The following is a 25,304-nucleotide window of genomic DNA, read 5'->3' on the forward strand; positions in this document are numbered from 1 at the left end:
GTTCCCACCTCCGGGTGGACGCCAGGGTGTCCGCCGGGCCGCGCTCGTTCTGCGACGGGTCGCGGAGGGGGGCTCGGCGAGGAGGAGCGGTACCGGTTCTTTCCCGAGTGCCACGGCTATTCATTGCTTGTGTGAATGCCGCAAGATCGGCCGCGGGAGTGTGCCGGGCTCCGGGGCGGCGTCAGAGGAGCGGTCGGCGGACGTCCAATTCACATACCCGTACGGAACGGAAAAATGGGATATTTATGCCATATATCCCGTGTTGTTCATGGGTTATTGCTCACGAGATGTGGCTCTGACACCCTATTGCGAGGTTGCCGTACGGGGCCTTCTCGTGCACCGGTGCGCATGGCTCAGCCGTGCGCCGAGGCGAGGCAGGGGCACCCGATGGTCACGCGGCGCCGACTCCCCGGGGGCGCGGACGCAACGACCGGAAGGACGACGCCAACCATGAATCGGGCCCGTGGCGACACGGACATACCGGTGTACGCGCAACCCGGCGGTGACCTCACGTGAGATTGCGGAGACGCAGAACCCCCGCGTCCCTGCCGCCCCAGCCGGCCCCCGCGCAGCAAGTGCAGCAGGTACGGCAACCGCAGCCGGCAGCGCACGCAGAGCCCAGCCGGCGGGCCCAGGTCGCGGCCACCGGGCAGGCGACGTCCTCGCCCGCCATGTCCCCTCCCGCGGCGTCCCTTCCGGCGAACCCGGATCAGAACGCGTGGCCGGGGGTCTGCGAGCAGTTCTCCCAGCAGGTCCTGCTGCTGGCCGAACAGCTCCGCCCCTCCCTGGACGAACTGGAGGGCGAGGAGGAGGACCCCGACCGGCTGCAGCTCCTCTACCAGGTCGACCACGCGGTCACCCGCATGCGCCGCGCGGCCCGCGAGATGAGCGTCCTCGCCGGAAGCGGCATCGAGGAGATGGCCGGTCACACCACCTCCCTCGTGGACGTCGTCCGCCTCGCCGAATCGTCGATCGAGCGGTACACGCAGGTGGTCATCGGCAAGGTCGTCGAGCTCGCCGTCGTCGCGTACGCGGCCGACGACGTGGCCTCCCTCGCCGTCGTGCTGATGGACAACGCGACCCGGTACTCCCCGTCCACGGTCACCGTCAGCGCCCACCTTCTGGACAACGGCGCCGTCATGATGCGGATAGAGGACTCCGGCATCGGCATCGCCCCCGATCGGCTCCAGGACGTCAACGAGATGCTCGCCGGTCCCGTCCGGCCGATCGGGCCCGAAACCGCACGCCACACCGGCTTCCCGGTGGCTCACCGGCTGGCGCGCAAGCACGGGATCGGTGTGCGGCTGGCGTGCCGTCCGGCCGCGAACGGCTCCCCCCGGGGGACGGTCGCGATGATCGTGATCCCGCCGGCGCTGCTGTGCGAACTCGTGGACGAGCCCCCGGCTCCGCCCGCCCGGTCGCCGCGCCGCGACGGTGCCCGGGACCGGTCGATGGCGCACCTGACCGTCGCGGGTCCCGTCCAGGCACCGGACTCGCCGGCCGGCCTCGGGCCCGCGCCGGCTCCGGGTTCCGACGGCCCCGACCCGCTCCCGCGCCGGCAGAGCATGAGCCTGCGGCGTTCGGAGCCCAAGGCGGAGCCGACCGCCACGCTGCGTTCGGAGACCGCGGCCGCCGGCGGGGAGGCGTCCGCCCGGTCGTTCGCCGACGACCTGGAGGCGTTCACCACGGGCGGCCTCGAGGCCGGCCCGCAGAGCGGCGTCGACGCCCCGGAGGGACGAACCGAATGATGACCGTCAACGCCGACAACAGCGGGCCGCGCGGCCCGGAGGACTTCGGCTGGCTGCTCAACGACTTCGCCGGCTCGACGCCCGGGGTCGCCCGCGCGCTGCTGGTGTCCTCGGACGGCCTCGCGCTCGCCGGCTCCGGCCGGATGCCCGCCGACTTCGCCGACCCGATGGCCGCCATGACCAGCGGAATGATCAGCCTGGCCAACAACATCGCCCGCCGGGTCGGGGAGAGCGGCTGCGAGCAGGTGATGCTGAAGTTCCCGGCGGGGCACTTCCTGTTCATGAGCATCGGCAGCCTCGCCGGGCTGGCGGTGCTGGTGTCCGAGGGCGCCAACCTCGGGGCCGTGGCGTACCGGATGAGCCGGCTCGTCGAGAGCGTCGGGCATGTACTGACCCCGCAGATGCGCGACGACCTGCGCCGGATGTCGGCCGGGCAGGGGACGCCATGACCCGCGCCATCCCCCGGAACGGAGAACGACCATGACGGCCCATCCCTGGGTGCGGCCCTACGTCCTGACGGGCGGGCGGACCCGCGGGCGGCGGCACCTGTTCGTGCACACCCTGGTGCACGGCCGCGGCTACGACGCGGCTTTCGCCGCCCGGCTGCTCCCCGAGGCCCGCGCCCTGTACGACCGCGTGCACACCGTCGACGAGTCGGTGGCGGAACTGTCCGCGCACTGCGGGGTGTCGCTTGGGGTCACCCGGGTCCTGCTGAGCGACCTCGCGTCGGGCGACAGGGTCGCGATCGGTTCCGAGATCTCCCCGTACGACCCGCGCATCCTGGAGAGAGTGATCGATGGCCTACGCGAGCTCGCCTGACCGCCCGCCGCGCTCGCCCGCCTCGGCCAAGATCGTGATCGCGGGCGGGTTCGGCGTCGGGAAGACGACCCTGGTCGGTGCGGTCTCGGAGATCCCGCCCGTCAACACCGAGGCCTGGATGACGCAGGCCGCCAAGACCGTCGATCCCCTCGGGGGCGATCCCGGCGGCAAGACGACGACGACCGTCGCGATGGACTTCGGGCGCATCACCATGGCCGATGACCTGGTGCTGTACCTGTTCGGCACGCCCGGGCAGCCGCGTTTCTGGCCGATGTGGGACGACCTGTGCCGCGGCGCCAGCGGGGCGCTCGTCCTCGTGGACACCCGCCGGCTGGACGTCTCCTTCCCCGCGGTGAACTACTTCGAGAACGATTCCGATGTTCCGTTCATCGTCGCGGTCAACCTGTTCGACGGCCGGCACGCCCACCCGCTCCCGGAGGTGCGGGACGCGCTGGGCCTTCCCGCCGAGGTGCCGCTGACGACCTGCGACGCCCGCGACCGCGGTTCGGTCGCCGGGGTGCTCACCGAGACCCTGACCCACACCTTGCAGATCACGGCCGGACGGCGGTCCGGCGCCCTGACCACCCCGTGACCCCGGGGATCCCCGCCTAGGAGGACGTGTTGCGCAGGATCCTGATCATCGGCGCAGGGCAGGCCGGGCTGCAGCTCGCGCTGAGCCTGCGGTCCGAGGGCTACGACGTGACGGTGATGTCGTCCCGGACGCCGGACGAGATACGCGGCGGCCGGGTGATGTCGACCCAGTGCATGTTCTGGCCGCAGCTCCAGTTGGAACGTGACCGGGGGCTGAACCTGTGGGAGGAGCAGACCCCCAGGATCGTCGCGCAGCGGCTGACGGTCGCCGGCCCGCCCGGTCAGGAGGCGCTGCAGTTCGTCGGCCGGTGGGACGATTTCGCCCAGTCGGTGGACCAGCGGGTGAAGATGGCGGGCTGGCTGGAACTGTTCGAGTCGCGTGGCGGGAACGTGGTCTACCACGGGGTGATGACGTCCGACCTGGAGGGCCTGGCCGCGCTGTACGACCTGACGCTCATCGCGGCGGGCAAGGGCGAGCTCGTCGAACTGTTCGACCGCGACGCGTCCCGATCTCCGTATGACCGCCCGCAGCGTCACCTGTCCTGCATCTACCTGCACGGCATGTCCCTGCGGCCGGACTACCCCGAGCCGCACGTCCGGATCACGGCGACGCCCGGGATCGGCGAGCTCTTCTTCATGCCGGGCTACACCAACACCGGTCCCTGCGACATTCTGCTCTGGGAGGCCGTCCCCGGAGGGCCTTTCGACGTGTGGTCGGACCGTCCGTCCCCGTCCGCGCACCTGGCCCGGACGCTGGAGATGATGCGCCAGTACGCCCCGTGGGAGTACGAACTGACCGTCGGCGCGGAACCCACCGACGCCCGCTGCACCCTGTACGGCGGCTATGCCCCGGTCGTGCGGCACCCGGTGGGGCGGCTGTCCGACTCTGTGCACGTGCTCGGCATGGGTGACGTGCTCGTGGCGAACGACCCGGTCACCGGGCAGGGCTCCAACAACGCCGCGCGCTGCGCCGCCATCTACTGCGACGAGATCGTGCGGCACGGCGACCGGCCGTTCGACCCGGACTGGATGCAGCGCACGTTCGAGGCGTACTGGGACTACGCCCGCCACCCGACCGAGTACACCAACATGATGCTCGGCCCGCTGCCGGAGCACGTGCAGCGGGTGCTCGGCGCGGCGACCCAGAACGAGGCGGTCGCCTACCGGTTCGCCTACGGCTACGCCAACCCGAACGACTTCGAGAACTGGCTCATGGACCCGGCCAAGACCGACGCCTACCTGGCCTCACTTCCCGGCCCCCAGAACTGACCGGGCTGCGTCCGGGGCCGGGGTCTGCGCGCGCGCCGGGCGGCGTGGGCCGCGTGGGCCGCGTGGGCCGCGTGCCAGGACGGCCAGGACCAGGCAGGCCGGGGCGGCGAGATACACGCCGCACGACAGCAGGACCGTGCCGGTGAAGAACGTCCCCGCGCGGGCGAGGGTGCGGGCGCGTCCGGTGAGGAGTCGTGTGGCGGAGGCCGTCCCGATGAGGGTGACGGTCGCCAGGCAGGCGGCGGTGACGCGCATGAGCGGGTCCAGGCCGAGCCCGGCGGACAGGACGACGGCGGTCAGGGCGCCCGTCGCGATGGCGAGCAGCGCCAGGCTCCGTCGCGGGATCCGGCCGCGCGCGAGGGCCGCGGGGAGGGCGCCGTCGCGGGCGAGGGCGGCGCCGAGGCGGGCCCCGCCCGCGATGTAGGTGTTCATCGCGACGAAGCTGAGGACGAGCGCCGCCCCGGCGGTCACCGGGCGCGCGGCGTCCGCCCCGAGGCCGGTCTCCAGGAGAAGCGCGAGCGGCACCGGGGACGAGGCGGCGCGGTCGCCGAGGACACCGGTCACCGTGATCGCGAGACCGAGGTAGAGGACGCCGACGACGGCGAGGGTGAGGACGGTGGCGCGGGGCAGGAGGCGGCGCGGGTCGGCGAAGTCCCCGGAGAGGTGGCTGGCGGCCTCCCAGCCCGCGAACGCGAAGAACAGGACGCCGGCCGCGTGGACGATGCCGAGGGTTCCGTGCGGGGCGAACGGGGTGAAGTTCGCGGTGTCGAGGTGCGGCCCGGCCGCAACGATCGCGGCGACCAGCAGTGCCGCGAGGAGCGCCACGAGGACGAGCTGGATCCGTCCGGAGAGGCGGAGCCCGCCGTGGTTGGCGGCGAACGCGGCCAGCAGGAGCGCGCAGGTCACGGCGGCGGTCCCGGGACGTCCGAGACCGGCGGCCGAGGCGAGGTAGTCGGCGCCGATCATCGCGCCGGCCAGGACGCCCACCGGGACGACCGCGTAGAAGCAGAAACCGGCGATCATCGCGGGGCGGGGGCCGAACGCGCGGGACGCGAACGTCGCGACGCCGCCCGCGTCGGGATACCGGGCGCCGAGCGCGGCGAACGTCAGCGCGACCGGCACGCTCAGCACCAGCAGCGCCGCCCACGCCACGATCGAGGACGGGCCGGCCGACGCGGACGCCAGGTGCGGCAGGGCCAGGACGCCGGGCCCGAGCACGGCGCCGATGAACAGCGCCGTCCCCTGGCCGAGGCCGAGCCGATGACCGGTGACGTTCGCCATGATCCCCCCGATTGAATGGTCACGTGGGTTGAAAGTAGCCATTTGGGTGACGTCTTCCGCTACCAGGCGAACGTTCGTTCGGAATCGATGGTCATACTGCGGTCATGGACGAACTTGATACGGAGATCGTGCGGCTTCTCCAGACGGATGCACGGCAGTCCAACCGTGAACTGGCGCGGACGCTCGGGATCGCGCCGTCCACGTGCCTGGAGCGGGTCCGGGCGCTGACGCGGCGCGGCGTCATCCGCGGGTACCACGCGGAGATCAGCCCGGCGGCGCTGAACCGGGGCGTGCAGGCGCTGGTGTCGCTGCAGGTCCGGCCGCTCAGCCGGACGGTCATCAACACCTTCCAGGACTACGTCTCCGGGATGGCCGAGGTCATCGGCGTGTTCGTGGTCGCGGGCGGCGATGACCTCGTCCTGCACGTCGGCGTCCAGGACCTCGATCACCTGCACGCGTTCCTGCTGGACGGGCTGAGCAAGCGCAAGGAGATCGCCGGGTTCCGGACGTCGGTGATCTTCCAGCACGTGCACAACACCGTCCTCAGCAGGCTGGACGATCCCGCGCCCGGCTGAGCGCAACCGGCGAGCGCGGGCCGGGGTTCATGGGGGCGAGGCACGTCCGGAGGGGGCGTGCTCGCCTATGAACGGAGATTCCATGGACTTGCAGCTCGCCGGACGCGTCGCGGTCGTCACCGGTGCGTCGAAGGGGATCGGGCTGGCCGTCACGCGGACGCTGCTCGGCGAGGGCGCCCGCGTCGCCGCCGTGTCCCGCAAGACGGGCGGGGAACTGGACGCGCTCGCCGGGCCGAACCTGCTGCACGTGACGGCGGACCTGATGGACCCGGACGCCCCGGCGCACGCGGTGGAGCGCGCGGTCGAGGCGTTCGGCGGCCTCGACGTCCTGGTCAACAACGCGGGCGGGCCGCCGCCCGGCGCGGACCTGCCGCGCTTCGGTTTCACCACCCTGGCGGACGACGACTGGCGCGACATGTTCGAGTTCAACCTGTTCGCCGTCGTCCGGGCGCTGCGGGCGGCGCTCCCGCATCTGCTGAAGAGCGACGCGGCGTCCATCGTGAACGTCTCGTCGGGGAACGCCCGTCGCCCCGGGCCGATGAACTACGACTACAACGCGGCGAAGGCCGCGGTGACGAACCTGACGAAGGGCCTGTCGGAGGAGTACGCGCCGCAGGGGATCCGGGTCAACACGGTCTCGCCGGGCCCGGTCCGGACGCCGTGGTGGACGGACGAGGGCGGCGCGGCCGACATCATCGCAGGGGCCACCGGCTCCGACCGCGACGCGGTGCTGGAGCGCGGCGCGGCGGAGATGATGAGCCTCGCGACCGGCCGTCTCGCCGACCCGCAGGAGGTCGCCGACGTGATCGCGCTGCTGGCGTCGCCGCGTTCCGCGAGCACGACGGGCGCGGACTTCGCCGTCGACTCCGGCTTCCTCAAGGAGATCTGAGCCGCGCCTGGGACCCCCGGCCGGCACCGGCCGGGGGTCTCTGGCGGTCGAACGTGTGGTCGGCCGCGGCCGCCGAAAGGGGAGTTGACCTTCAGTCAGCTTGAGGTTTTAGCGTGAGGTCGTCCGTTCGGCCACGCCAAGGATGACCATGCGCATCAGCACGAGCCTGCCCACGAACGATTCCGGCATCCCTGACATCACACAGGCCCGTCACCTCGAAGCCCTCGGGTACGACGCCGTCGGCATGCCGGACCTGCTCATCGGCGACGGCACGCCGGGGTTCGACCCCACCCTCGTCCTGGCGGCGGTCGCGGCCGTCACCGGCGAGATCAAGCTGGGGTTCGGCGTGCTCACCCTTCCGCTCCGCCCCGCGGCCTTGGTCGCCGCGCAGATCCAGACGCTTCAGCATCTGTCCGGCAACCGTGTCGTGCTGGGCGTCGGCATCGGCGGTTTCCCCGGCTCGCCGTTCTGGCACGCGGTCAACGGGCCACCGCGGGCGGAGCGGGGCCGCCGTACCGACTCCTCGCTGGCGCTCTTGCCGCGCCTCATCCAGGGAGAGCCGGTCGAAGTCGTCGCCGGGGAGACGGTCATGCTGGCCCCGGCGGCTCCGGTCCCGCCCATCCTGATCGGCGGGAACTCCGAGGCCGCGATGCGCCGCGCCGTGCTGTACGGGGACGGCTGGGCGCCCTCGCTCCTCACCCCGCAGGCGCTGACGGGCAAGGCGGCGCGGTTGCGCGAGATCGCCGACGATCTGGGGCGGCCGGTCCCCTCGATCTCCGTGGGCGGTCACGCCTTCCTCGCCGGCGACACCGCGGCCGCTCTGCGGTCCTTCATCCGTTCCCTGGTCGACGTGCACGGGATGGCCCCCGAGGAGGCGGCGAGCGTCGCGGTGACGGGCAGTGCCGCGCAGGTGGCCGAGCGCCTGGCCGCATACGCCGAAGCCGGGGCGGACGCGGTCGAGTTCGGCCTCGACGGCGGTGAATGGCAGCGCCAGGCCGAACTGCTGGCCGAAGCGAGAGACCGGGCGGCGCATGGCTGACAGGGCAACGGCCCCGGCAAGGACGCTCAGGGCCCTGACCACGTAGGTTCGCCGGGTCGGTCGTGGGGGCCCCTGGCGGTGCCCTACTCGTTCATGTCCAGGTCGACCTGGTCGATGACCCAGTAGCGGTCTTCCGCTGTTATTCGGTCTTGGCGGACGCAGGAACGGGCCAGGACTTTGAGCACTTGCTCCGGTTCGCATCCGTAGAGTCCCGCACCCCATGCCGCGTTGGCTTCCACGACCGCCCAACCACGGTCGTGGATTCGTCCCACATCGAGGACGGTCGCCGGTGGGACGGGCACTTCGGCGAGGATTTCTTCGACGTACTGCCTGGCCTGGTGGACGTCGTTTTCTGGGGCTTTCCAGAGGCCGTCGTCCGTGCGCGCGAGTTCACCGTCCAGCAGATAGGGGGACATGGCGACGACCGCACCGTCGAGCACATGACAGCGGAATTCGACGTCCCATCTGACGGGCTCGCAGACGAACACCGGCATGTCGTCCGGCAGGACGTCCCGACCGGGGAGTTCTGCGGGCGCCGAGTAGACCTTCCCTTCGAATGCCTTCCGCCCGTCCGCCGGCTTGACGAACGTCGGTTCGGGGAGGCTTTCCCGGACGTCGCCCAATGTCGACTTATCGATGTGTCGCCGCCGATGCCGCTCGGGAAGTTCCGGCAGCCAGTCGTGCGGCACATCGAGCAGCCTCACCCCGATCTGCGCCCCGATGACCTCGGCGAAAGTCGGCTCTCCGTACAGCGCCACGTCCTGCCCGCGCAGCCGTCCCGGGGCCCGCCACCCGCCCAGCCGTTCCGCCTTCCAGCCCACGCGTCCCGTCGCGGCGCGCAGCGCCTTCGAGTCCGATGTGTACCGGGGCGAAAGCAAGAGAAGCGGCATCGAGTAAGACTAAATCGTCGGAAACCCAGGTATCGCATGCACCGATGAACACGTGTGGCGCCGCCGCGTCATGGCTGCAGGTCTTTGACATAGCGGTGGACGGGGACGGTGACGGTTCCGGTCGAGGTGGGCGCCTGGTAGGTCATGGGGCCGGTGTCGCGCCACCCGTGGAATTCGTAGAAATGCCTGGCCCGCGTGTTGCCGGGGACGACCGCGAGCCACGCCTGGCGATGCCGCCCCCTGAAGCGGTCTTCCGCGCTCTGCAGCAGGGCGCCCCCGACGCCTTCGCCGCGGGCGCGGCGGTCGACGGCCAGTTGGACGACCTCGCCGTCGTCGTCCCCGAGGATGATCAGGCCGAGAAGGCGGCCGCCGCTGCCGGTCGCGACGAGGGTCGCGTTCGCGTACTTCTCGGCGTGGACGGCGAAGTGTTCGGGGCCGCGTTCGTCCATCAGTTCCGCGGGGACGTGCCCCTCGTGGCCATCGAGCCAGGCGGCTCGCCACAGCCGGGCGAGGCCGGGGAGGTCGGCGGATCGGGCGGGTCTGACGTTCATTGGTCACCTTCCGGCGGACTCGGCTCATGCCGATCATGACGGATCGGTCGCCCGCGGGTCTGCCCCCCAGGGCGGCTGATCACCCCGATCCCGCGGTCACCTTCGCGGAGCCGGCGGCTGATCCGGCCCTGCGGGTCTCGGACGAGCCGCTGTACGGGGACGACGCTGGACGCCGCCGGGCCGGGGCCGGCGCCCGGAGGCGGACACGGCCCCGGCCCCGGCCGGTGGGCGTCAGATCATGATGGGGTGTTCTTCACCGCCGTCACCGTCCCCGGCCGGGTGTCAGGACGGCGGCCGCGACGGCACCGGCCGCTGCGGCGACCGCGGCGACGATGAAGCCGTCCTCGAACCCGGAAAGGGTGTCGCCGACGAGGCTGACGGCCGCGACGCTGGAGATGACCGCGGCTCCGATGGAGGCGCCGAACTCGTGGAACGTGCTGACGATGCCGGAGGCGATGCCTGATTCGTGCGGGGCCACCTGCCCGAGGGCGGTCGCCGACGCGACGACGAACATCGCGCCGGTCCCGGCGCCCGCGATCGCCGTCCCGGCGACAACGGTGACGGGGTGCATCGACAGGGCGGGCACGGCCATGCCGATGGCGGCGATGACCAGCCCTCCCACGGCGAGCGGGCGCGCACCCGTCCTGGCGATGGTCCGGCCGGTGAGGTTGGCCCCGAGCATCGTCGCCACCGCGACCGGGAGGAACAGCAGGCCGGTCTGCAGGGCGCCGAATTCCTCCGCGTGCTGGAAGTAGAACGTGCCGAGGAAGAACACCGCGATCATCAGTGCGGTCGCCATCAGGATCAGGAACGTGCCGGTGGCCACCGGGCGCCGGGCCAGCAGCGCGACGTCCATCATGGGTGACTTGGCGGTCTTCTGCCTGGCCACGAACGCCACATAGCCGATCGCGGCCAGCAGCGCGAGGACACCGGTGGCGATGGTGAACCAGCCGTGGTCGCCGGCGCGGATGAACGCGTAGATCAGCGCACCGGACGAGGCGGTGACCAGCAGCGCACCGAGCACATCGAGCCGGGGACGTGGCGCTGCCGTCTCCTGGTGCGGAAGCATCCGGGTGAGCGCCGTGAAGATAACCAGTCCGATGGGCACGTTGACGTAGAAGACCCACGGCCAGCCGGGGCCGGCGGTGAGCAGTCCGCCCAGGAGGACGCCCAGCGCCGCGCCGCCGCCGCCGAGCGCGGACCAGACGCCGAGCGCCTTGTTGCGCTCTTCCCCGCCGAACAACTGCACCACGAGTGACAGGGCGGCGGGGGACATCAGCGCCGCGCCGATTCCCTGCGCGACGCGGCCGCCCAGCAGCAGGCCGGCGGATCCGGCGAATCCGGTCACCAGCGAGGCCGCCGTGAAGATCAGCAGGCCGGTGAGGACGACGCGCTTGGCGCCGATCAGGTCTGCGGCCCGCCCCCCGAGGAGCATCAGGCCGCCGAACGTCAAGGTGTACGCGCTGACCGTCCAGGTGATGGCCTGGCGGCTCAGTTCGAGGTCGGCCTCGATGTTCGGCAGCGCGATGGCCACGACGGTGACGTCGAGGATCAACATGAGCTGGGCCACACCGAGGAACCCCAGGATGCGCCACCGCAGCGGATGGGGCGAGCCCTCCTGCGCGGCCGGGTCGTGGGTCTTGTACGTCATTGGAACCTCCTTAACTCGTACTACGGAATACGAGTTCTGGAGTGAGAGTAACACGTACATCGGCGTACGAGTTAGGGTGATGGCATGTCCACTTCCACTTCCGGCCGGCGCCGGCGCGCGGACGCCGAGCGCAGCATCGCCCGCATCGTCTCCGCGGCGCGCGACAGCCTGAGCAAGGACCCGACCGCGAGCATCGACGACATCGCCAAGGCCGCCGGAGTGGGCCGGATGACGCTCTACGGCCACTTCCGCACCCGGGCGGACCTGGTCGAGGCCGCCCTGGGCGACGCGCTGCGCTCCGGTGAGGAGGTGCTCTCGGCCGTCGACCTCACCGGTGACGCGCGAGACGCCCTGACCCGCCTGCTCGACTCCAGCTGGTCCCTGGTGGCGGAGTCCACGGCGCTGTTGACCGCGGCCCAGGGAACCCTTCCGGCCGAACGCATCCGCCAGCTGCACACCGCCCCCGCCGAACGCGTCCAGGAACTCATCCGCCGGGGCCAGGAACAAGGCGCCTTCCGCACCGACATGCCAATGACCTGGCTGGTCAGCGTCATCCAGCACGTCCTCCACGGCGCCGCCGAGGAGAACCGCACCGGACGCCTGAAACCGGAGGAAACCGGCCCCGTCGTCATCGCCACGGTGCAGTCGATCCTGGCCGTCCCGTCACCGCGCTGACCAGGGTCAGGGCCGCGGTTGCCGGTTACGTGTCACAGGACGTCGTCGGGTGCTCGGCCGGGCAGGATGGTCGGGTGAACGAACTCGAAGAAGGCACCCGGCTCACTCTGGACTTCGACAAGCTCGCCGGGGTCGCGGCGACCGGTGCGCGGGTCGTTCCCGTGGTCCTGCAGGACGCGGGGAGCGGGGACGTCCTGTTCATCGGATACGCGAACGACCAGGCCCTCAAGGCGACGCTCGACGAGCGGATCGCCGTCCTGTGGTCGACGTCCCGTAACGAGCTGTGGCGAAAGGGCGCGACGTCGGGGGACGTCCTGGAACTGGTGGACGTCCGCGTCAACTGTGAGCAGAATTCGCTGCTCTACCTGGTGAACCGGACCACCGGCGGTGCGTGCCACACGACGCTTCCGTCCGGAGAAGCCCGCCCCACCTGCTACTACCGCTCGGTCACCGACGCGACGCTCCGCCACGTCCCGCAATGAACTCAGCGGACGGGTCGCCTTCCGGCCGGCGTGCGCGATGGGGAGATTGATCTCCCGCTCCGTTCACGCTGCCCGCCCGCACCTCGGCGACGTTCACCTGGTCGGGGACGCAGTCGGGCGGTGGCGCCACGGGCCAGGTCACCGGCCTGGCCGGCACTGCTCGGCCGGCTCCCCGGCCACCCCCCGCGCCGGCCTAGATCGGCTGGGTGAACGCTTGACCGGGAGGCGATGGGGGACCTGTCGAGGAAGGTCACCGGTCTCAGTGTGACCGGTCCTCATGAAGGTCGGCGTCCACCAGCGCGCCGCCCGCGAGGATGCCCTCGATCACGCACCGTGCCGGGATACGGGTGAGCGGGCCGGTGGGGCGGGTCAGGGGACGGGGGCGATGCCGCCGTCGACGCGCAGGTTGATTCCGTTGATGTACCCGGCGAGCGGGCTGGCCAGGAAGGTGACGGTGGCGGCGATGTCGTCGGTTGTGCCCAGCCGGCCGGTCGGGTTGGGGGCGTACTCGGCCGCCACCAGCGGCTCCAGTTCGTCCCACTGCCGCGGCCAGCCGCGGCGGGCGGCGCCGTCCTCGAACAGCTTGCGCATCCCCTCGGTGACGATCACGCCGGGGCTGACGGTGTTGGCGGTGATGCCGGTGCCGGCCAGGTGCCGGGCCAGGCTCGTGGTCATGTTGACCACCGCCGCCTTGGCCGCCGAGTACTCCACGAGGTTGGGCAGCGGGGTGGTCGCCCCACGGCTGCCCAGGTTGATCACGCGGCCCCAGCCGCGCGCACGCATCCCCGGCAGTACCCCCTGGATCAGGCGGACGGCCGACAGGACGTTGCCGTTCATCGCCGCCAGCCATGCCGCGGGTCCGGCGTTCTCCCAGTCGTGTTCGGCGACGGGGCCGGCGTTGTTGACCAGCACGTCCACGTTCCATGCCGCGGCGTGCCCGGCCACCTCGGAAGCGGCGTCCTCGTCGGTGAGGTCACCGAGGACGGTGTCGGCCGTGCCGCCCGCCGCCCGCAGCCGTTCGGCGACCTTTTCGGTGCGTGCCGCGTCGCGGCCGTGCACGAGTACCGCGCACCCTTCGGCGGCCAGCCGTCCGGCGATCGCCGCTCCGATGCCGCCGCCGCTCGCCGTCACCAGGGCCCGCCGCCCTGCGAGCTCAAGTTCCACGGTTCACCAACCTAGGCGAAGGCACCGACAGTCCGGCGTCGCAGCGGTGTCGCGTCCGCCGTCTCGTAAATGCGTGGACGTCGGTGTGGTCGCCGGGTGGGATCGGAGCGTCCCGACTTTGCGGGGAGGTGCCCCTTGATGGACCGCCCGGCGGACGCTGCCGATGCATGCCGGGCGCCGGTCAGGCCGGTTCCGGTCAGGAGGGTGGAGGCATGATCGCCGTCCTGCGACTTTGTAGGCGGGTGCTCCCTGTTCGATGGGACCAGGGCCGCGCTACGGGATGGGGGGATCCGCGGATGCGGCGACTCGTCGCTTCGGTCCTGGTGGGCTGCCTCGCCCTGGCCGGGTGCGGGGGCGCCGAGACGGCGTCCATAGTCGGGAAGACGACGCTGGTGGCGGGGGTGCGGCCGGATCTTCCGGGGATCGGGTTCCGGCGGGCGGACGGCACGTTCGAGGGGCTGGACGTGGACGTGTCGCGTTACCTGGCGACACGGATGGGGAAGAAGGTCCGGTTCGTCCCGGCGCTGGCGGCGGATCGCGAGGAGCTGCTCCGGACCGGGAAGGTCGACATGGTGCTGACGTTCTGGCTGGAGCCGGAGTGGAAGCAGCGGCTGGCGTTCGCGGGGCCGTACCTCCTGTCGTACCAGGACATTCTCGTGCGGGACGGCGAGCGCGGCGTGCGCGGCGTGCAGGATCTGGAGGGACGCAGGATCTGCGCCGTCACCGGGTCCGGGGCGGCGGAGGCGGTGACCGTGGAACGGCAGGTCGCGGCGGTGCCGGTGGCGGCGAGGTCCTACCGGGAGTGCATGACGATGCTGGGGGACGGCCGGATCGATGCCATCACGACGAACGACACGATCCTGGCCGGGTTGAAGACGCGGCAGGGCGGGGACTTCCGGTTGCTGAACGCCCGCTTCGGGGAGCGGCGGACGGGCATCGCGATCCGGAAGGGCGACCCGGACGGGTGCGAGGCGCTCAACAAGGCGATCACCCAGATGTATCAGGACGGGACGATGGCCGGGTTCATGCAAAGGTGGTTCGGCTCGTCGGGGCTGGACCTGTCGGACGTGGACGTTCCGCAGTTCGAGGGCTGCCTGTAGCGCCGGCGGGCGTCCGGTGGCGCGGGCGGGTCAGTCCGTCGGGCTGCCGGCCGGTGTGCCGTTCTCGGCGTTGCCCGACTTGATGCCGGTCGGGGGGCGGGTGCCGCCGGGCTGGTCGCCCCCGGTCCCCGTGCCAGGCGGGCCGCCGGGGTCCGGTGGTGGCGAGCCTTGGTTGGAGCCTGGGCCGCGAGGGGGCGTCCTGATGTTCCTCGGCGGTGTCGGCTTCGTCTTCCCCAGGCCCGGCGCGGTCGAGCCGCCGTTGACCTTCTTGGACGCGCTGGGCGTGGGCGACGCGCTCGGCGGCGTCGCGGGCTCCGGGTTCGCCGGCGCTCCGCCCGGTGAGAACTGGGTGGCCGGAGTCTCGTCCTGGCGTGTGCCCGTGCCGTCGCCGGGCGTCGTGCTGGGCGTGGGCGACGCCTCCTGCCCAGGGATGTTCCCGGTGATCGCGGCTGCGGCCCCTCCGGTCAGGATGAGCGAACCGCCCACCAGCACCAGGGCCTTGACCGTCAGGAAGCGGCGCATGGCGGCGACGCAGGACATGCGGGACTTCCGCACGGGATGCGGGGCGGCTCTGAAGGCGGCGACGGCGGCGTCCTCACCCGCGAGCTCGTCCGGGCGGGCGGGCGCGGCCGCCGCGGAGAGCAGGGCGTGGAGCCGGGCGTGCCCGTCCGCACCGTCGAGGCCGAGGAGGCCTTCGAGGGTGTGTTCGTCGAGCCGTCCGGCCCCGTGGTGGTCGCTCATGTCACCCCTTCAGCGCCGGTACCGCCGTTTTTGTCACCGCGGACGAGGGGCAGGGCCTTCGAGGATTCGGGCGGGGACGGCGCGTTCGCGTGGGAGGGGTCCAGCAGTTCGGCGAGGCGGCGCAGCCCGCGGTAGGAGGCGGTCCGCACGGCCCCGGCCCGCTTGCCGAGGACCTTGCCGGCGGTCTTGGCGTCCAGGCCGACGACGACGCGCAGCAGCACCGCCTCGGCCTGGTCGCGGGGGAGTCCGGCGACCAGGCGCAGCGCGTCCTGGGTGGCGATCCCCGCGAGGGCGTCGAGTTCGGTGTCGCCGTCGGCGGCCATCGTGACGAGTTCCTCGACGGGGAGGTCGCCCATGGGGCGGCGCGACTTGCGGCGCAGATGGTCCAGGGCCCGGTGCCGGGTGATCGTCGCGGTCCAGCCGCGGAAGCCGTCGAGGTCGCCGCGGAACGAGGGCAGGTCCCGGGCGATCTGCAGCCACGCCTCCGAGGTGACGTCCTCGGCGTCCGCGCCGACGAGCGCACCGGCGAAGCGGATCAGGCGGGGCTGGACGTCGCGGTAGAGCATGCGGAAGGACTCCTCGTCGCCGTCCTGCGCCGCCCGCAGAGCACGGCCGAGTACTTCCTCGTCCGCCCGTTCCATCCGGGCCATTGTGCAGGGAAACGGCCGCCCGTGTGACACGTACGGGGTTGTTCGCGCTGACGCATTGAGCGTTCACGCCGCCCCTCGTGCGTGAGCGTTCCCCACCGGACGAAGTGATGGACGAAAATGACCGGCAATACCCCCCAAAACCGGGACGAATTGCTCATCACGGGCATCCCGCCAGTTGTCGATCCCCTGCTCGCGGTCCCGGGTGAATCACCGCGCGCGACGCGGCCCGAGACGCCGGTCCAGACCAAGGCGGTGTTCGTCGACGCGACCGGGTGGCGGGCACGGCTCGGGAGGCGCCTGGGCCTGGGGGCCGGGGCGGTGCTCGTCGTGTTCCTCGGCGCCCTCGGCCTCGGCATGACGACCGGGCCGAGCGTGCCGCTGACGTCGTGGAGCGACCCGTCGCCCGATCCGCGCGTGGAGCCGGGCACACCCGTCATGCCGCCCGCGAACCCGCGTGAGCGAGGCGCCGCAAGCCCCGAGCCCACGAGACAGGCCGCCGCACGCCCGGGAGGCGGCGGGCAGGGCACGGCCCCTTCCGCGCCGCCCGCCGCGCCGCCCGCCGCGACACCGCCGGCGACGCCGACGCCCGCCTCGACGGCGAGCCACCCGGGGAGGGGGAGGTCGACCGCGAACCCGCCCGGCTGGGAGCGTAAGAAGCAGGGCCGGTGACCGGCCGGCGAGGTGAACCCAGGGGCCACTGGATCCTGCTGATGCTCGGCGGCCTCCTGTTGGCCGTGCTCCTGCTGCTGGACGGTTTCTCCCACGGTGTCGTCGGCGAGGCGCCGCGGAACACACCGGCGCGTCCCGTCCCCGCGCCATCGGAGATCACCTCCGGCGGACCGGTCGTCAACCTCGCGGGCGACACCCCGCAGAGCCGGCGCATGCCGCCGAAGACGATCGCGCTGACGTTCGACGACGGCCCCGACCCGGCATGGACGCCGCGGCTGCTGGACGTCCTGCGCCGCCACGGCGCCCGCGCCACGTTCTTCACGATCGGCGCCCACGTGGCCGAGAACCCCCGGCTGACCCGCCGCATCCTCCGCGAGGGCCACGAGATCGGCTCGCACACCTACACCCACGTCGACCTCGCCACCGCGCCGGCGTGGCGGCAGCAGCTGGAACTGGACCTCACGCAGCGGGCCCTGGCGGGGGCCGCGGGAGTCCACACGAGGCTGATGCGGATGCCGTACTCGTCCCGTCCGGACGGCCTGACCGCGCCGGAGTGGCGCGCCGCGCGGCGGGCGGGCGAGGACGGGTACGTCGTGGTCCTCACCGACCGCGACACCAAGGACTGGGCGGCTCCCGGCACCGCGAAGATCGTCCAGGCCGCGCTGGCGGCCGGCGAGCGCGACGAGGGCGCCGTGGTGATGCTGCACGACTCGGGCGGCGACCGGTCCGCCACCGTCGCCGCCGTCGAGCGCGTCATCGAGCGGCTCCAGCCGGAGGGCTACCGCTTCACCACGCTCACGGACGCGCTGAACATGCCCGACGCCGAGGTTCCGGTGCCCGCGCACGAGAGGGCCGCCGGCTGGACGCTCGTCGGCGCGCAGCACGCCGCGTCCGCCCTCACCGGAACGATGGGCGTGCTGTTCGGGGCGGCCGGGATCCTGTACGTGCTGAGGCTCGTGCTGATGCTGCTGTTCGCGCACGTCCACGTGCGCCGGGTCCGGTCGCCGGCGCGCCGCCCACCGGACGTGTCCGGTGCGGCCGACCTTCCGGCGCCGTCCGGGTACGACCGGCCGCCCGGGCACGAGGGCATGCCGCCCGACCCTTTCCCGCCCGTCTCCGTGATCGTCCCCGCCTACAACGAGGAGGCGAGCATCGGCGCGACCGTCGCCTCGCTGCTGGACACCGACTATCCGGGCACCGTCGAGGTGATCGTGGTGGACGACGGATCCCTCGACCGCACCGCCGCGATCGTCGACTCGATCGGGCTGCCCGCCGTCCACCTGATCCGCAAGGCGAACGGCGGCAAGCCCAGCGCGCTCAACGCGGGGATCGCCGTCGCCCGCGCCGAGGTGCTGGTGCTCGTGGACGGCGACACCGTCTTCCAGCGCGACACCATCCGCCATCTCGTCGCGCCGCTCGCCGACCCGCGGGTGGGCGCGGTCAGCGGCAACACCAAGGTCGCCAACCGCGGCGGGATCCTCGGACGCTGGCAGCACATCGAGTACGTGATCGGCTTCAACCTCGACCGGCGGATGTTCGACGTCCTGCGGTGCATGCCGACCGTGCCCGGCGCGATCGGGGCGTTCCGCCGGTCGGTCCTCGCCGAGGCCGGCGGCGTCCCGGACGACACCCTCGCCGAGGACACCGACCTCACGATGGCGATCTGCCGCACCGGCCTGCGCGTCGTCTACGAGGAGAAGGCCCTGGCCTGGACGGAGACCCCGTCGTCGCTGCGGCAGCTGTGGAGGCAGCGCTACCGCTGGTGCTACGGCACGATGCAGGCGATGTGGAAGCACCGCCGCTCCGTCATCGAACGCGGCGGCTCGGGCAGGTTCGGGCGCCGCTGCCTCCCGTACCTGACGGTGTTCCACGTGCTGCTGCCGCTGTTCGCGCCGGCCATCGACCTGTTCGCGTTGTTCGGCCTGCTGTTCCTCGATCCGGTCGTGCCCGTCCTCACCTGGGCGGTCTTCGTCGCCGCGCAGGCCGCCGCCGGCGCCTACGCCCTCCGGCTGGACGGCGAACGTATCCGTCCCCTGTGGGCGCTGCCGCTCCAGCAGTTCGTCTACCGGCAGCTCATGTACCTGGTCGTCGTCCAGTCCGTCGTCACCGCGCTCCTGGGGGCGCGCCTGGGCTGGCACACCGTCCGGCGGACGGGGACCTTCGCCGATCTGAAGGGCCGGGAACAATCCCGGGGGCCCGTCGGTTACACCTAACAGCCGGTGTGCCTGGTGTCCCCGGGCCTCACCTTTTGCCTTCACGGAATACCGTCCGGCTGGAGCCGTGTTGTGCCTTTCGCCGAGAGGCGACCCGCACACCGGTGCAAGACCAGGGCCCCGCCGGGTCGCAAGACTCGGCGGGGCCTGGTCGTTTTCCGGGTCCGTTCAAGGCGATGCGAGACTGCGGGCATGAGTCTCGCGGCGCATCTGGAGGAACTCGGCCGTCCGCTGGTCGACGACCAGCTCAAGCACCCTACCGTCGTGGGCATAGCCCAAGGGAACCTGGACGAGGCGGTGTTCCGGTCCTGGCTGGAACAGGACTACCTCTTCCTGCACGACTACGTGCGCGTGTTCTCCAGGCTGGCGTGGCAGGCCCCCGCCTCCCATCTCGGTGATCTCGTCGATCTCGCCTACGCGACGTTCCACGACGAGCTCGACCTGCACAGATCGTTGTCCGCGAGCTTCGCCGCCGACCTGGACGGTGCGGAGAAGGGCCCGGCCTGCGTCGCGTACACGTCCTTCCTTCTGGACAGCGCCGCCTCGTACGCCGACGGCCTCGCCGCCCTCTACCCGTGCATGTGGGGCTATTCCACGCTCGGTGCCCGCCTGGCCGAGAACCCGCCGTCCGAGCCGCGTTACCGCCGCTGGGTCGACACCTACGCCGACCCGGGTTTCGCCGAGCTGACAGGACGCATCGCCCAGATGATCGACGAGTCCGGCGCCGGCCGCGAAACCGCCGAACGCCTGTTCCTGGAGGGCATGCGCCACGAGATCGCCTTCTGGGACGTCCCGTGAGGGCCCGTCCGGGCTAACGCCTGGGCGCCAGGGCCGGGTAGTCGACGTAGCCTTCGGCGCCTCCGCCGTAGAGGAGTCCGGGGACGTGCGGGTTGAGCGGCGCGTCCCCCTCGAAGCGGGCCGGCAGGTCGGGGTTGGAGACGAACAGGCGTCCGAACGAGAAGACGTCGGCCAGGCCCACGGCGACGACCTGTTCGCCGGCCTGCCGCGATGTGGGCTCGGGGCCGTTGAAGTTCCCGATCAGGGTGCCCGACCAGCGCGGGCGCAGATCGGCGAGCGCCCCGTACGCGCCGCGCTCGATGATGTGCAGGTAGGCGAGGCCGAGCGGGTCGAGGGCGTCGACGAGCGCCCGGTAGGTGCCCTGCGGGTCCTGCTCGGCGATCTCGTTCTCCGGGTTGTGCGGGGAGATGCGCAGCCCGACCCGTCCGGGCCCCACCTCGGCGGCCACGGCCTCCACGACGTCGAGCGCGAACCGCAGCCGCCCGGCGCGGGAGCCGCCGAACCGGTCGGTGCGCCGGTTGGTTCTGCTGGATGAGGTAGCCGTTGGCGCCGTGCACCTCGACGCCGTCGAACCCGGCCCTGATGGCGTTGCGGGCCTCGGCGGCGAAGGCGGCGATCGCGGCCTCCGCCTCGGCGGTCGTCATGGCGCGCGGTGTGACGTGGTCGACGTCGCCCGCGGGGGTGTAGATGGGCTCCGCCTCGATCCGGACGGGCGAGGGGGCGACGGGCGTCGCGCCGCCGGGCAGGTTGAGCGGGTGGGTCATCCGTCCCACGTGCCAGAGCGGCGCAGCCGCAGGCTGTTGCTCACCACGAAGACCGAGGAGAACGCCATCGCGCCACCCGCGATCATCGGGACGAGCAGGCCGGACGCCGCCAGCGGCAGAGCCGCCACGTTGTAGGCGAACGCCCAGAACAGGTTGCCCTTGATCGTGCCGAGCGTGCGGCGGGACAGCCGGATCGCGTCGGCGGCGGCCCGCAGGTCCCCGCGGACGAGGGTCAGGTCGGACGCCTCGATCGCGACGTCCGTGCCCGTCCCCATCGCGAGACCCAGGTCGGCCTGGGCGAGCGCGGCGGCGTCGTTGACGCCGTCGCCGACCATCGCGACCGTCCGGCCCTCGGACTGGAGACGCTTGACGACGTCGACCTTGTCCTGGGGCAGGACCTCGGCGATCACCTCGTCGATCCCGACCGCGTCGGCGACCGTGCGGGCCACCGTCGCGTTGTCGCCGGTCAGCAGGACCGGACGCAGTCCCAGCGACCTGAACTGCTCGATCGCCTCCCGAGAGGTCGGCTTGACCTGGTCCGCGACGGTGATCACGGCGCGGGCCTCGCCGTCCCAGCCGACCGCGACCGCGGTGTGGCCGAGCGCCTGGGCCTCTTCCATGGCCTGTTCGAGGCCGGGAGTGAGCTGCTGCGACCACTCGGCGAGGAGCTGCGGCCGGCCGGCGAGGACACCGTGACCGTCCACGACTCCCTGGACGCCGAGTCCCTCGATGTTGGTGAAGCCCTCGACCGTGCCGAGTTCGCCGACGCGCTCGGTCGCGCCCTGTGTTCCACCCCCTTGGCCACGCCCCACCGCCCCCCGGGCGATCGCCTGCGCGATGGGGTGCTCGGACGCGTTCTCCAGCGCCCCCGCCAGCCGCAGGACGTCGTCCTCGGACACGCCGCCGGCGGTGACGACGTCGACCAGGGCCATGCGTCCCGTCGTGACGGTGCCGGTCTTGTCCAGGACGATCGTGTCGATCTTCCGGGTGGACTCCAGCACCTCGGGGCCCTTGATCAGGATGCCGAGCTGGGCGCCGCGTCCCGTCCCGACCATGAGGGCGGTCGGGGTGGCGAGACCCAGGGCGCACGGGCAGGCGATGATCAGCACGGCGACCGCGGCGGTGAAGGCGGCGGTGGCGCCGGTGCCGGTCCCGATCCAGAAGCCGAGCGTGCCGAGCGCGAGCGCGATCACCACCGGGACGAAGATCCCGGAGATCCGGTCGGCGAGCCGCTGCGCCTGCGCCTTGCCGGTCTGCGCGTCCTCCACGAGCCGGGCCATCTGCGCGAGCTGGGTGTCGGAGCCGACGCGGGTGGCCCTGACCAGCAGCCGCCCCCCCGCGTTCACGGTGGCGCCGACGACGCCGTCGCCCGGCCCGACCTCCACCGGGACCGACTCGCCGGTCAGCATGGACGCGTCCACGGCGGACGAGCCCTCCTCGACGATCCCGTCGGTGGCGATCTTCTCGCCGGGGCGGACGACGAACACGTCCCCCGCGGAGAGCAGGTCGACCGGGATGCGCTCCTCGCGTCCGTCCCGGATGACCGAGACGTCCTTGGCGCCCATCTCCAGCAGGGCGCGGAGGGCGGCTCCGGCGCGGCGCTTGGACCGCGTCTCGAAGTACCGTCCGGCGAGGATGAACATGGTGACGCCGGCGGCGGCCTCCAGGTAGATGTTCATCGACCCGTCCGAGCGGGTCATCGAGAACTCGAAGCCGTGCTTGACGCCCAGTTCACCGGCGGTGCCGAAGAACAGCGCCCACAGCGACCAGCCGAACGCGGCGATCGTGCCGAGCGAGATCAGCGTGTCCATGGTCGCCGCGCCGTGCCGCAGGTTGATCGCCGCCGCCTTGTGGAACGGCCATCCCGCGTACACGACGACGGGGGCGGCGAGCGTCAGCGACAGCCACTGCCACGCCTCGAACTGCAGTGCCGGGATCATCGCCATCGCGATGACCGGGACCGACAGGACGACCGAGGTGATCAGCCGCTGCCGCAGCGGGCGCAGCCCGTCGTCCGGCTCCGCCGCGCCGGGCTCCTGCTCGGACTTCGGCGGTGCCGGGAGTTCGGCGCTGTAACCCGCCTTCGCGACCGTGGCGATCAGCTCGTCCGCCGATACCCCCTCGGGGAACTTGACGCTGGCCTTCTCGGTGGCGTAGTTGACCGTCGCGGTCACGCCGTCCAGCTTGTTGAGCTTCCGCTCGATGCGGTTGGCGCACGACGCGCACGTCATCCCGCCGATCGCCAGCTCGATACGCCCGGACCCGGTGTCCGTGCTCATCGCTCCTCCTCTGCTTTGATCGTGCGGGATGGTCAGTGCGTGTGGGGCCGGTCGTCGTGGCCGGGCTCGTCCTCGGTCTCCTGGACGGGTACCGCGGCATCGCCGGCGTGCACCGTGAACTCGGCCGTGCGGACCTCGCCGTCGTGCTTGAAGTCCAGGTAGAGACGGTATGCGCCGGAGCTGGGCGCTTCGGCGAAGAACGTGATGCCGGGCCCCGGCTTCGTCTTTCCGTCTCCGGGCGCCCCGTCCGGGTGGACGTGGAGGTAGGCGAGGTCGCCCTGGCGCAGCGCCACCAGGTGGCCGTACGCCTCCAGGTACGGCTGCAGGTCGGTGACCGGCTCGCCGTCCTTGCTCACCGACAGAGTGAGTTCGGTGGACTTGCCGGGAGTGAGTCCGCCCGACAGCGCGACCTCGTACCCGTCCACCTTCGCGACCTGCTCGGGCTTCGGCAGCGGCGTGCGCCGCAGGTCGCCCGGGGCGAAGACGTCGGTGCCCAGCGTCAGCTGGCGCCGCGCGCCATCCGGCTGGATGTCGGTGAAGAACCGGTACAGGCCCGCCTTCGGCAGCGTGATCGGCACCGTCCAGACGCCGCCTCCGGCCTCGGTCGGGTGCAGGTGCTGGAACCCCGACAGGTCCCTGCGCGCGACGATCAGATGGAGGCGCTTGCCGTGCAGGGGCTTGAACCCGGTGACGGGCTTGCCGTCCGGCCCGTTGACGGTGAACCGGAAGTCGGTCCGCTTGCCGGGCGTCAGCGTCGTCCTGCGCGGGACGAGCGTGTAGCCGTCCTCGGACACCTGCAGGCCACCGGGTGCGTGGGACGTCCCGCCGGTGTGGCCTCCGCCGCCCCCGCCGTGGCCCCCGCCGTCATGGGACGCCGTCTCGGCCGCGGCGCCGACGGGACCGACGGCCTTGCCGATGCCGGCGGCTCCGCCGAAGATCACGGCCAGGCCCACGGCATACGCCCCCACCTTGGTCGCGCTGTTCATGCCGATTCACTCCGCTCGTTGCTCATGGGCGCGCCCCGCCGGGACGCGGGGCGCCGCCCGGTCATGACGTCAGTTCGTAACCGGCCTCTTCGACGGCGTCCTTGACCAGGGCGTCGTCGAGGGGCGCGTCGCTCGTCACGGTCACCCGGCCGGTCGGCAGGTCGACGTCGACGGCGGTCACGCCCGCGATCTGCTCGACCTCCTCGGTGACCGAGCTGACACAGTGGCCGCAGGTCATTCCGGTGACGGTGTAGGTGGCGGTGCTCATCTCGTGTTCTCCCTCGTCTTACCCCAGGGGGGTATCTCGTGCCCTCATGCTGCCATAACCGTTCGCCCCCGGCAACCCCTACCCCCTAGGGGTTATTTCGAGATCCCGGTCACACCCTGGCGAACCACCCGCACAGGCTCCCGGAGGCGGTTACCCGGGGGTCGTTACATGGAAGTTATCCACACCCTGTGTGACGGCCGCCCGGGACCCCCTCGTCGCTTTGTCCGGATTCGCTGAGGTATTGCCACCTGAAAAGCCGCACGTGCAAGCGAATCCGAAGTTGTGCACAAGCTTTTCCACAGCCATCCACAGCCCTGTGGACGACTTCATCGCCGATACTGAAGACATGCCTGAGCTACCTGAGGTTGAGGCGCTGGCGGGCTTCCTGCGGGAGCGCGTGGTCGGCCATGCGGTCGCCCGGATCGATGTTCTCGCCATCTCCGCGCTGAAGACCTATGACCCGCCGGTGACCTCGCTGGGCGGGCTGACCGTCACCGGCGCGTCCCGGCACGGCAAGTTCCTCGATCTGGACGTCGACGGGCTGCACCTGGTCATCCACCTGGCCCGCGCCGGCTGGCTGCGATGGCGGGACGAGATCCCGTCCAGGCCCGTCCGGCCCGGCGGCAAGAATCCCCTGGCCCTGCGCGTCCACCTGGACGACGGTTCCGGCTTCGACCTGACGGAGGCCGGCACGAAGAAGGGCCTCGCCGTCTACGTCGTCCGCGACCCCGCCGACGTGCCGGGCGTCGCGTCGCTGGGGCCCGACCCGCTGGACGACGCGTTCACCCCCGAGGCGCTCGCCGCGATCCTCAACGGCAAACGCACCCGGATCAAGGGCCTGCTGCGCGACCAGAAGGTGATCGCCGGAATCGGCAACGCCTACTCCGACGAGGTGCTGCACGTCGCGAAGACGTCCCCCTTCAAGATCGCCGCGTCGCTGACCGAGGAGGACGTCGCGATCCTGCACGAGGCGATCGTCGGCACCCTGCGGGACGCGGTGGAACGTTCACGCGGCCTCGAAGCACAGGACCTCAAGGGCGAGAAGAAGACCGGCCTGCGGGTCCATGCCCGCACCGGCCAGAAATGCCCCATCTGCGGCGACACCATCCGGGAGGTGTCGTTCGCCGACTCGTCCCTCCAGTACTGCCCCACATGCCAGACGGGCGGCAAACCCCTCGCCGACCGCCGCATGTCCCGCCTCCTCAAGTGAGG

25 protein-coding genes and 1 pseudogene are annotated in these 25,304 nt (G+C 71.8%); 15 read left to right on the forward strand and 11 right to left on the reverse strand.

Annotated elements, in window-relative coordinates:
* The first annotated feature begins 671 nt into the window (after nucleotides 1–671).
* Genes ACTWPP_RS07285 through ACTWPP_RS07305 form a run of 5 tightly spaced genes read left to right on the forward strand, consistent with a single transcriptional unit; the run spans nucleotide 672 to nucleotide 4,427 of the window.
* Complete coding sequence (locus ACTWPP_RS07285; RefSeq protein WP_443103299.1) at nucleotides 672–1,748, forward strand: ATP-binding protein; 1,077 nt, start codon at nucleotides 672–674, stop codon at nucleotides 1,746–1,748.
* Nucleotides 1,745–2,197, forward strand: a complete 453-nt coding sequence (locus ACTWPP_RS07290; protein WP_443103300.1) for a roadblock/LC7 domain-containing protein — start codon at nucleotides 1,745–1,747, stop codon at nucleotides 2,195–2,197. The genes ACTWPP_RS07285 and ACTWPP_RS07290 overlap by 4 nt, the downstream gene beginning before the upstream one ends.
* Before the next feature lie 31 nt (nucleotides 2,198–2,228).
* A complete protein-coding gene (locus ACTWPP_RS07295) occupies nucleotides 2,229–2,567 on the forward strand; it encodes a DUF742 domain-containing protein (protein ID WP_443103301.1) in 339 nt (112 codons plus the stop codon).
* Nucleotides 2,545–3,159, forward strand: a complete 615-nt coding sequence (locus tag ACTWPP_RS07300) for a GTP-binding protein (protein ID WP_443103302.1) — start codon at nucleotides 2,545–2,547, stop codon at nucleotides 3,157–3,159. The genes ACTWPP_RS07295 and ACTWPP_RS07300 overlap by 23 nt, the downstream gene beginning before the upstream one ends.
* A gap of 29 nt (nucleotides 3,160–3,188) precedes the next feature.
* The gene (locus ACTWPP_RS07305) at nucleotides 3,189–4,427 is read left to right on the forward strand and encodes a styrene monooxygenase/indole monooxygenase family protein (RefSeq protein ID WP_443103303.1); all 1,239 of its coding nucleotides are present in this window, start codon (nucleotides 3,189–3,191) and stop codon (nucleotides 4,425–4,427) included.
* On the opposite strand, the gene ACTWPP_RS07310 is transcribed toward ACTWPP_RS07305, so the two are convergent.
* On the reverse strand, nucleotides 4,404–5,708 hold the full coding sequence (locus tag ACTWPP_RS07310) for an APC family permease (protein WP_443103304.1): 1,305 nt from the start codon (nucleotides 5,706–5,708) through the stop codon (nucleotides 4,404–4,406). The two genes, ACTWPP_RS07305 and ACTWPP_RS07310, sit on opposite strands and share 24 nt — an antisense overlap.
* A gap of 104 nt (nucleotides 5,709–5,812) precedes the next feature.
* Here ACTWPP_RS07310 and ACTWPP_RS07315 point away from each other — a divergent pair, with 104 nt between their 5' ends.
* From ACTWPP_RS07315 to ACTWPP_RS07325, 3 genes are all read left to right on the forward strand, one after another.
* Entirely contained in the window at nucleotides 5,813–6,283 is a 471-nt protein-coding gene (locus ACTWPP_RS07315) for an Lrp/AsnC family transcriptional regulator (RefSeq protein ID WP_443103305.1), read from the forward strand.
* Nucleotides 6,284–6,365: 82 nt separating this feature from the next.
* Nucleotides 6,366–7,172: an SDR family NAD(P)-dependent oxidoreductase gene (locus ACTWPP_RS07320; RefSeq protein WP_443103306.1), complete on the forward strand. Its 807-nt coding sequence runs from the start codon at nucleotides 6,366–6,368 to the stop codon at nucleotides 7,170–7,172.
* Between the two features lie 148 nt (nucleotides 7,173–7,320).
* Nucleotides 7,321–8,211: an LLM class flavin-dependent oxidoreductase gene (locus ACTWPP_RS07325; RefSeq protein ID WP_443103307.1), complete on the forward strand. Its 891-nt coding sequence runs from the start codon at nucleotides 7,321–7,323 to the stop codon at nucleotides 8,209–8,211.
* Nucleotides 8,212–8,294: 83 nt separating this feature from the next.
* Here ACTWPP_RS07325 and ACTWPP_RS07330 read toward each other — a convergent pair whose 3' ends face one another.
* The 3 genes from ACTWPP_RS07330 to ACTWPP_RS07340 form a co-directional block, all read right to left on the reverse strand.
* Nucleotides 8,295–9,101 (reverse strand): ATP-grasp domain-containing protein, encoded by an 807-nt coding sequence (locus tag ACTWPP_RS07330; RefSeq protein WP_443103308.1) that lies wholly within the window; start codon nucleotides 9,099–9,101, stop codon nucleotides 8,295–8,297.
* A gap of 68 nt (nucleotides 9,102–9,169) precedes the next feature.
* The gene (locus ACTWPP_RS07335; protein ID WP_443103309.1) at nucleotides 9,170–9,652 is read right to left on the reverse strand and encodes a GNAT family N-acetyltransferase; all 483 of its coding nucleotides are present in this window, start codon (nucleotides 9,650–9,652) and stop codon (nucleotides 9,170–9,172) included.
* 262 nt (nucleotides 9,653–9,914) lie between these two features.
* Complete coding sequence (locus ACTWPP_RS07340; RefSeq protein ID WP_443103310.1) at nucleotides 9,915–11,303, reverse strand: MFS transporter; 1,389 nt, start codon at nucleotides 11,301–11,303, stop codon at nucleotides 9,915–9,917.
* Nucleotides 11,304–11,387: 84 nt separating this feature from the next.
* On the opposite strand from ACTWPP_RS07340, the gene ACTWPP_RS07345 reads away from it, so the two are divergent.
* Together ACTWPP_RS07345 and ACTWPP_RS07350 are read left to right on the forward strand one after the other, a co-directional pair.
* A complete protein-coding gene (locus ACTWPP_RS07345) occupies nucleotides 11,388–11,978 on the forward strand; it encodes a TetR/AcrR family transcriptional regulator (RefSeq protein ID WP_443103311.1) in 591 nt (196 codons plus the stop codon).
* Between the two features lie 74 nt (nucleotides 11,979–12,052).
* On the forward strand, nucleotides 12,053–12,460 hold the full coding sequence (locus ACTWPP_RS07350; protein WP_443103312.1) for a phosphoribosyl-AMP cyclohydrolase: 408 nt from the start codon (nucleotides 12,053–12,055) through the stop codon (nucleotides 12,458–12,460).
* 369 nt (nucleotides 12,461–12,829) lie between these two features.
* On the opposite strand, the gene ACTWPP_RS07355 is transcribed toward ACTWPP_RS07350, so the two are convergent.
* Nucleotides 12,830–13,624 carry an SDR family NAD(P)-dependent oxidoreductase gene (locus tag ACTWPP_RS07355; protein ID WP_443103313.1) on the reverse strand — a complete coding sequence of 265 codons (795 nt, stop codon included), beginning with the start codon at nucleotides 13,622–13,624 and terminating at the stop codon, nucleotides 12,830–12,832.
* Nucleotides 13,625–13,920: 296 nt separating this feature from the next.
* On the opposite strand from ACTWPP_RS07355, the gene ACTWPP_RS07360 reads away from it, so the two are divergent.
* Nucleotides 13,921–14,724, forward strand: a complete 804-nt coding sequence (locus ACTWPP_RS07360) for a transporter substrate-binding domain-containing protein (RefSeq protein ID WP_443103314.1) — start codon at nucleotides 13,921–13,923, stop codon at nucleotides 14,722–14,724.
* 30 nt (nucleotides 14,725–14,754) lie between these two features.
* On the opposite strand, the gene ACTWPP_RS07365 is transcribed toward ACTWPP_RS07360, so the two are convergent.
* Nucleotides 14,755–15,465: a hypothetical protein gene (locus ACTWPP_RS07365; protein ID WP_443103315.1), complete on the reverse strand. Its 711-nt coding sequence runs from the start codon at nucleotides 15,463–15,465 to the stop codon at nucleotides 14,755–14,757.
* Nucleotides 15,462–16,106 carry an RNA polymerase sigma factor gene (locus ACTWPP_RS07370; protein WP_443103316.1) on the reverse strand — a complete coding sequence of 215 codons (645 nt, stop codon included), beginning with the start codon at nucleotides 16,104–16,106 and terminating at the stop codon, nucleotides 15,462–15,464. Before ACTWPP_RS07370 ends, ACTWPP_RS07365 begins: the two co-directional genes overlap by 4 nt.
* A 126-nt stretch (nucleotides 16,107–16,232) precedes the next feature.
* On the opposite strand from ACTWPP_RS07370, the gene ACTWPP_RS07375 reads away from it, so the two are divergent.
* The 3 genes from ACTWPP_RS07375 to ACTWPP_RS07385 all read left to right on the forward strand — a co-directional run bounded on the left by ACTWPP_RS07375 (nucleotide 16,233) and on the right by ACTWPP_RS07385 (nucleotide 19,795).
* Nucleotides 16,233–16,784 (forward strand): hypothetical protein, encoded by a 552-nt coding sequence (locus ACTWPP_RS07375; RefSeq protein ID WP_443103317.1) that lies wholly within the window; start codon nucleotides 16,233–16,235, stop codon nucleotides 16,782–16,784.
* A 212-nt stretch (nucleotides 16,785–16,996) separates the two neighbouring features.
* On the forward strand, nucleotides 16,997–18,997 hold the full coding sequence (locus ACTWPP_RS07380; protein WP_443103430.1) for a bifunctional polysaccharide deacetylase/glycosyltransferase family 2 protein: 2,001 nt from the start codon (nucleotides 16,997–16,999) through the stop codon (nucleotides 18,995–18,997).
* 192 nt (nucleotides 18,998–19,189) lie between these two features.
* A complete protein-coding gene (locus ACTWPP_RS07385) occupies nucleotides 19,190–19,795 on the forward strand; it encodes a TenA family protein (protein ID WP_443103318.1) in 606 nt (201 codons plus the stop codon).
* A 13-nt stretch (nucleotides 19,796–19,808) separates the two neighbouring features.
* On the opposite strand, the pseudogene ACTWPP_RS07390 reads toward ACTWPP_RS07385, so the two are convergent.
* From ACTWPP_RS07390 to ACTWPP_RS07405, 4 genes and pseudogenes are all read right to left on the reverse strand, one after another.
* Nucleotides 19,809–20,559 (reverse strand): annotated as a pseudogene (locus ACTWPP_RS07390) (oxidoreductase).
* Nucleotides 20,556–22,838 (reverse strand): heavy metal translocating P-type ATPase, encoded by a 2,283-nt coding sequence (locus ACTWPP_RS07395; RefSeq protein WP_443103319.1) that lies wholly within the window; start codon nucleotides 22,836–22,838, stop codon nucleotides 20,556–20,558. The pseudogene ACTWPP_RS07390 and the gene ACTWPP_RS07395 overlap by 4 nt, the downstream one beginning before the upstream one ends.
* Before the next feature lie 32 nt (nucleotides 22,839–22,870).
* On the reverse strand, nucleotides 22,871–23,824 hold the full coding sequence (locus ACTWPP_RS07400; RefSeq protein ID WP_443103320.1) for a hypothetical protein: 954 nt from the start codon (nucleotides 23,822–23,824) through the stop codon (nucleotides 22,871–22,873).
* A 61-nt stretch (nucleotides 23,825–23,885) separates the two neighbouring features.
* Nucleotides 23,886–24,092: a heavy-metal-associated domain-containing protein gene (locus ACTWPP_RS07405; RefSeq protein ID WP_443103321.1), complete on the reverse strand. Its 207-nt coding sequence runs from the start codon at nucleotides 24,090–24,092 to the stop codon at nucleotides 23,886–23,888.
* Nucleotides 24,093–24,438: 346 nt separating this feature from the next.
* On the opposite strand from ACTWPP_RS07405, the gene ACTWPP_RS07410 reads away from it, so the two are divergent.
* Nucleotides 24,439–25,302 (forward strand): Fpg/Nei family DNA glycosylase, encoded by an 864-nt coding sequence (locus tag ACTWPP_RS07410; protein WP_443103322.1) that lies wholly within the window; start codon nucleotides 24,439–24,441, stop codon nucleotides 25,300–25,302.
* The last annotated feature ends 2 nt before the right edge of the window (nucleotides 25,303–25,304 follow it).

The organism is Actinomadura sp. 3N407, assembly GCF_052245875.1.
Taxonomy (GTDB): domain Bacteria; phylum Actinomycetota; class Actinomycetes; order Streptosporangiales; family Streptosporangiaceae; genus Spirillospora.

Coding starts and splice junctions, on each gene's coding strand:
- ACTWPP_RS07285 (WP_443103299.1), top strand. CDS start 672: ATGTCCCCTCCCGCGGCGTCCCTTCCGGCGAACCCGGATCAGAACGCG.
- ACTWPP_RS07290 (WP_443103300.1), top strand. CDS start 1,745: ATGATGACCGTCAACGCCGACAACAGCGGGCCGCGCGGCCCGGAGGAC.
- ACTWPP_RS07295 (WP_443103301.1), top strand. CDS start 2,229: ATGACGGCCCATCCCTGGGTGCGGCCCTACGTCCTGACGGGCGGGCGG.
- ACTWPP_RS07300 (WP_443103302.1), top strand. CDS start 2,545: ATGGCCTACGCGAGCTCGCCTGACCGCCCGCCGCGCTCGCCCGCCTCG.
- ACTWPP_RS07310 (WP_443103304.1), bottom strand. CDS start 5,708: ATGGCGAACGTCACCGGTCATCGGCTCGGCCTCGGCCAGGGGACGGCG.
- ACTWPP_RS07315 (WP_443103305.1), top strand. CDS start 5,813: ATGGACGAACTTGATACGGAGATCGTGCGGCTTCTCCAGACGGATGCA.
- ACTWPP_RS07320 (WP_443103306.1), top strand. CDS start 6,366: ATGGACTTGCAGCTCGCCGGACGCGTCGCGGTCGTCACCGGTGCGTCG.
- ACTWPP_RS07325 (WP_443103307.1), top strand. CDS start 7,321: ATGCGCATCAGCACGAGCCTGCCCACGAACGATTCCGGCATCCCTGAC.
- ACTWPP_RS07330 (WP_443103308.1), bottom strand. CDS start 9,101: ATGCCGCTTCTCTTGCTTTCGCCCCGGTACACATCGGACTCGAAGGCG.
- ACTWPP_RS07335 (WP_443103309.1), bottom strand. CDS start 9,652: ATGAACGTCAGACCCGCCCGATCCGCCGACCTCCCCGGCCTCGCCCGG.
- ACTWPP_RS07340 (WP_443103310.1), bottom strand. CDS start 11,303: ATGACGTACAAGACCCACGACCCGGCCGCGCAGGAGGGCTCGCCCCAT.
- ACTWPP_RS07345 (WP_443103311.1), top strand. CDS start 11,388: ATGTCCACTTCCACTTCCGGCCGGCGCCGGCGCGCGGACGCCGAGCGC.
- ACTWPP_RS07360 (WP_443103314.1), top strand. CDS start 13,921: ATGCGGCGACTCGTCGCTTCGGTCCTGGTGGGCTGCCTCGCCCTGGCC.
- ACTWPP_RS07365 (WP_443103315.1), bottom strand. CDS start 15,465: ATGAGCGACCACCACGGGGCCGGACGGCTCGACGAACACACCCTCGAA.
- ACTWPP_RS07370 (WP_443103316.1), bottom strand. CDS start 16,106: ATGGAACGGGCGGACGAGGAAGTACTCGGCCGTGCTCTGCGGGCGGCG.
- ACTWPP_RS07375 (WP_443103317.1), top strand. CDS start 16,233: ATGACCGGCAATACCCCCCAAAACCGGGACGAATTGCTCATCACGGGC.
- ACTWPP_RS07380 (WP_443103430.1), top strand. CDS start 16,997: ATGCCGCCGAAGACGATCGCGCTGACGTTCGACGACGGCCCCGACCCG.
- ACTWPP_RS07385 (WP_443103318.1), top strand. CDS start 19,190: ATGAGTCTCGCGGCGCATCTGGAGGAACTCGGCCGTCCGCTGGTCGAC.
- ACTWPP_RS07395 (WP_443103319.1), bottom strand. CDS start 22,838: ATGAGCACGGACACCGGGTCCGGGCGTATCGAGCTGGCGATCGGCGGG.
- ACTWPP_RS07400 (WP_443103320.1), bottom strand. CDS start 23,824: ATGAACAGCGCGACCAAGGTGGGGGCGTATGCCGTGGGCCTGGCCGTG.
- ACTWPP_RS07405 (WP_443103321.1), bottom strand. CDS start 24,092: ATGAGCACCGCCACCTACACCGTCACCGGAATGACCTGCGGCCACTGT.
- ACTWPP_RS07410 (WP_443103322.1), top strand. CDS start 24,439: ATGCCTGAGCTACCTGAGGTTGAGGCGCTGGCGGGCTTCCTGCGGGAG.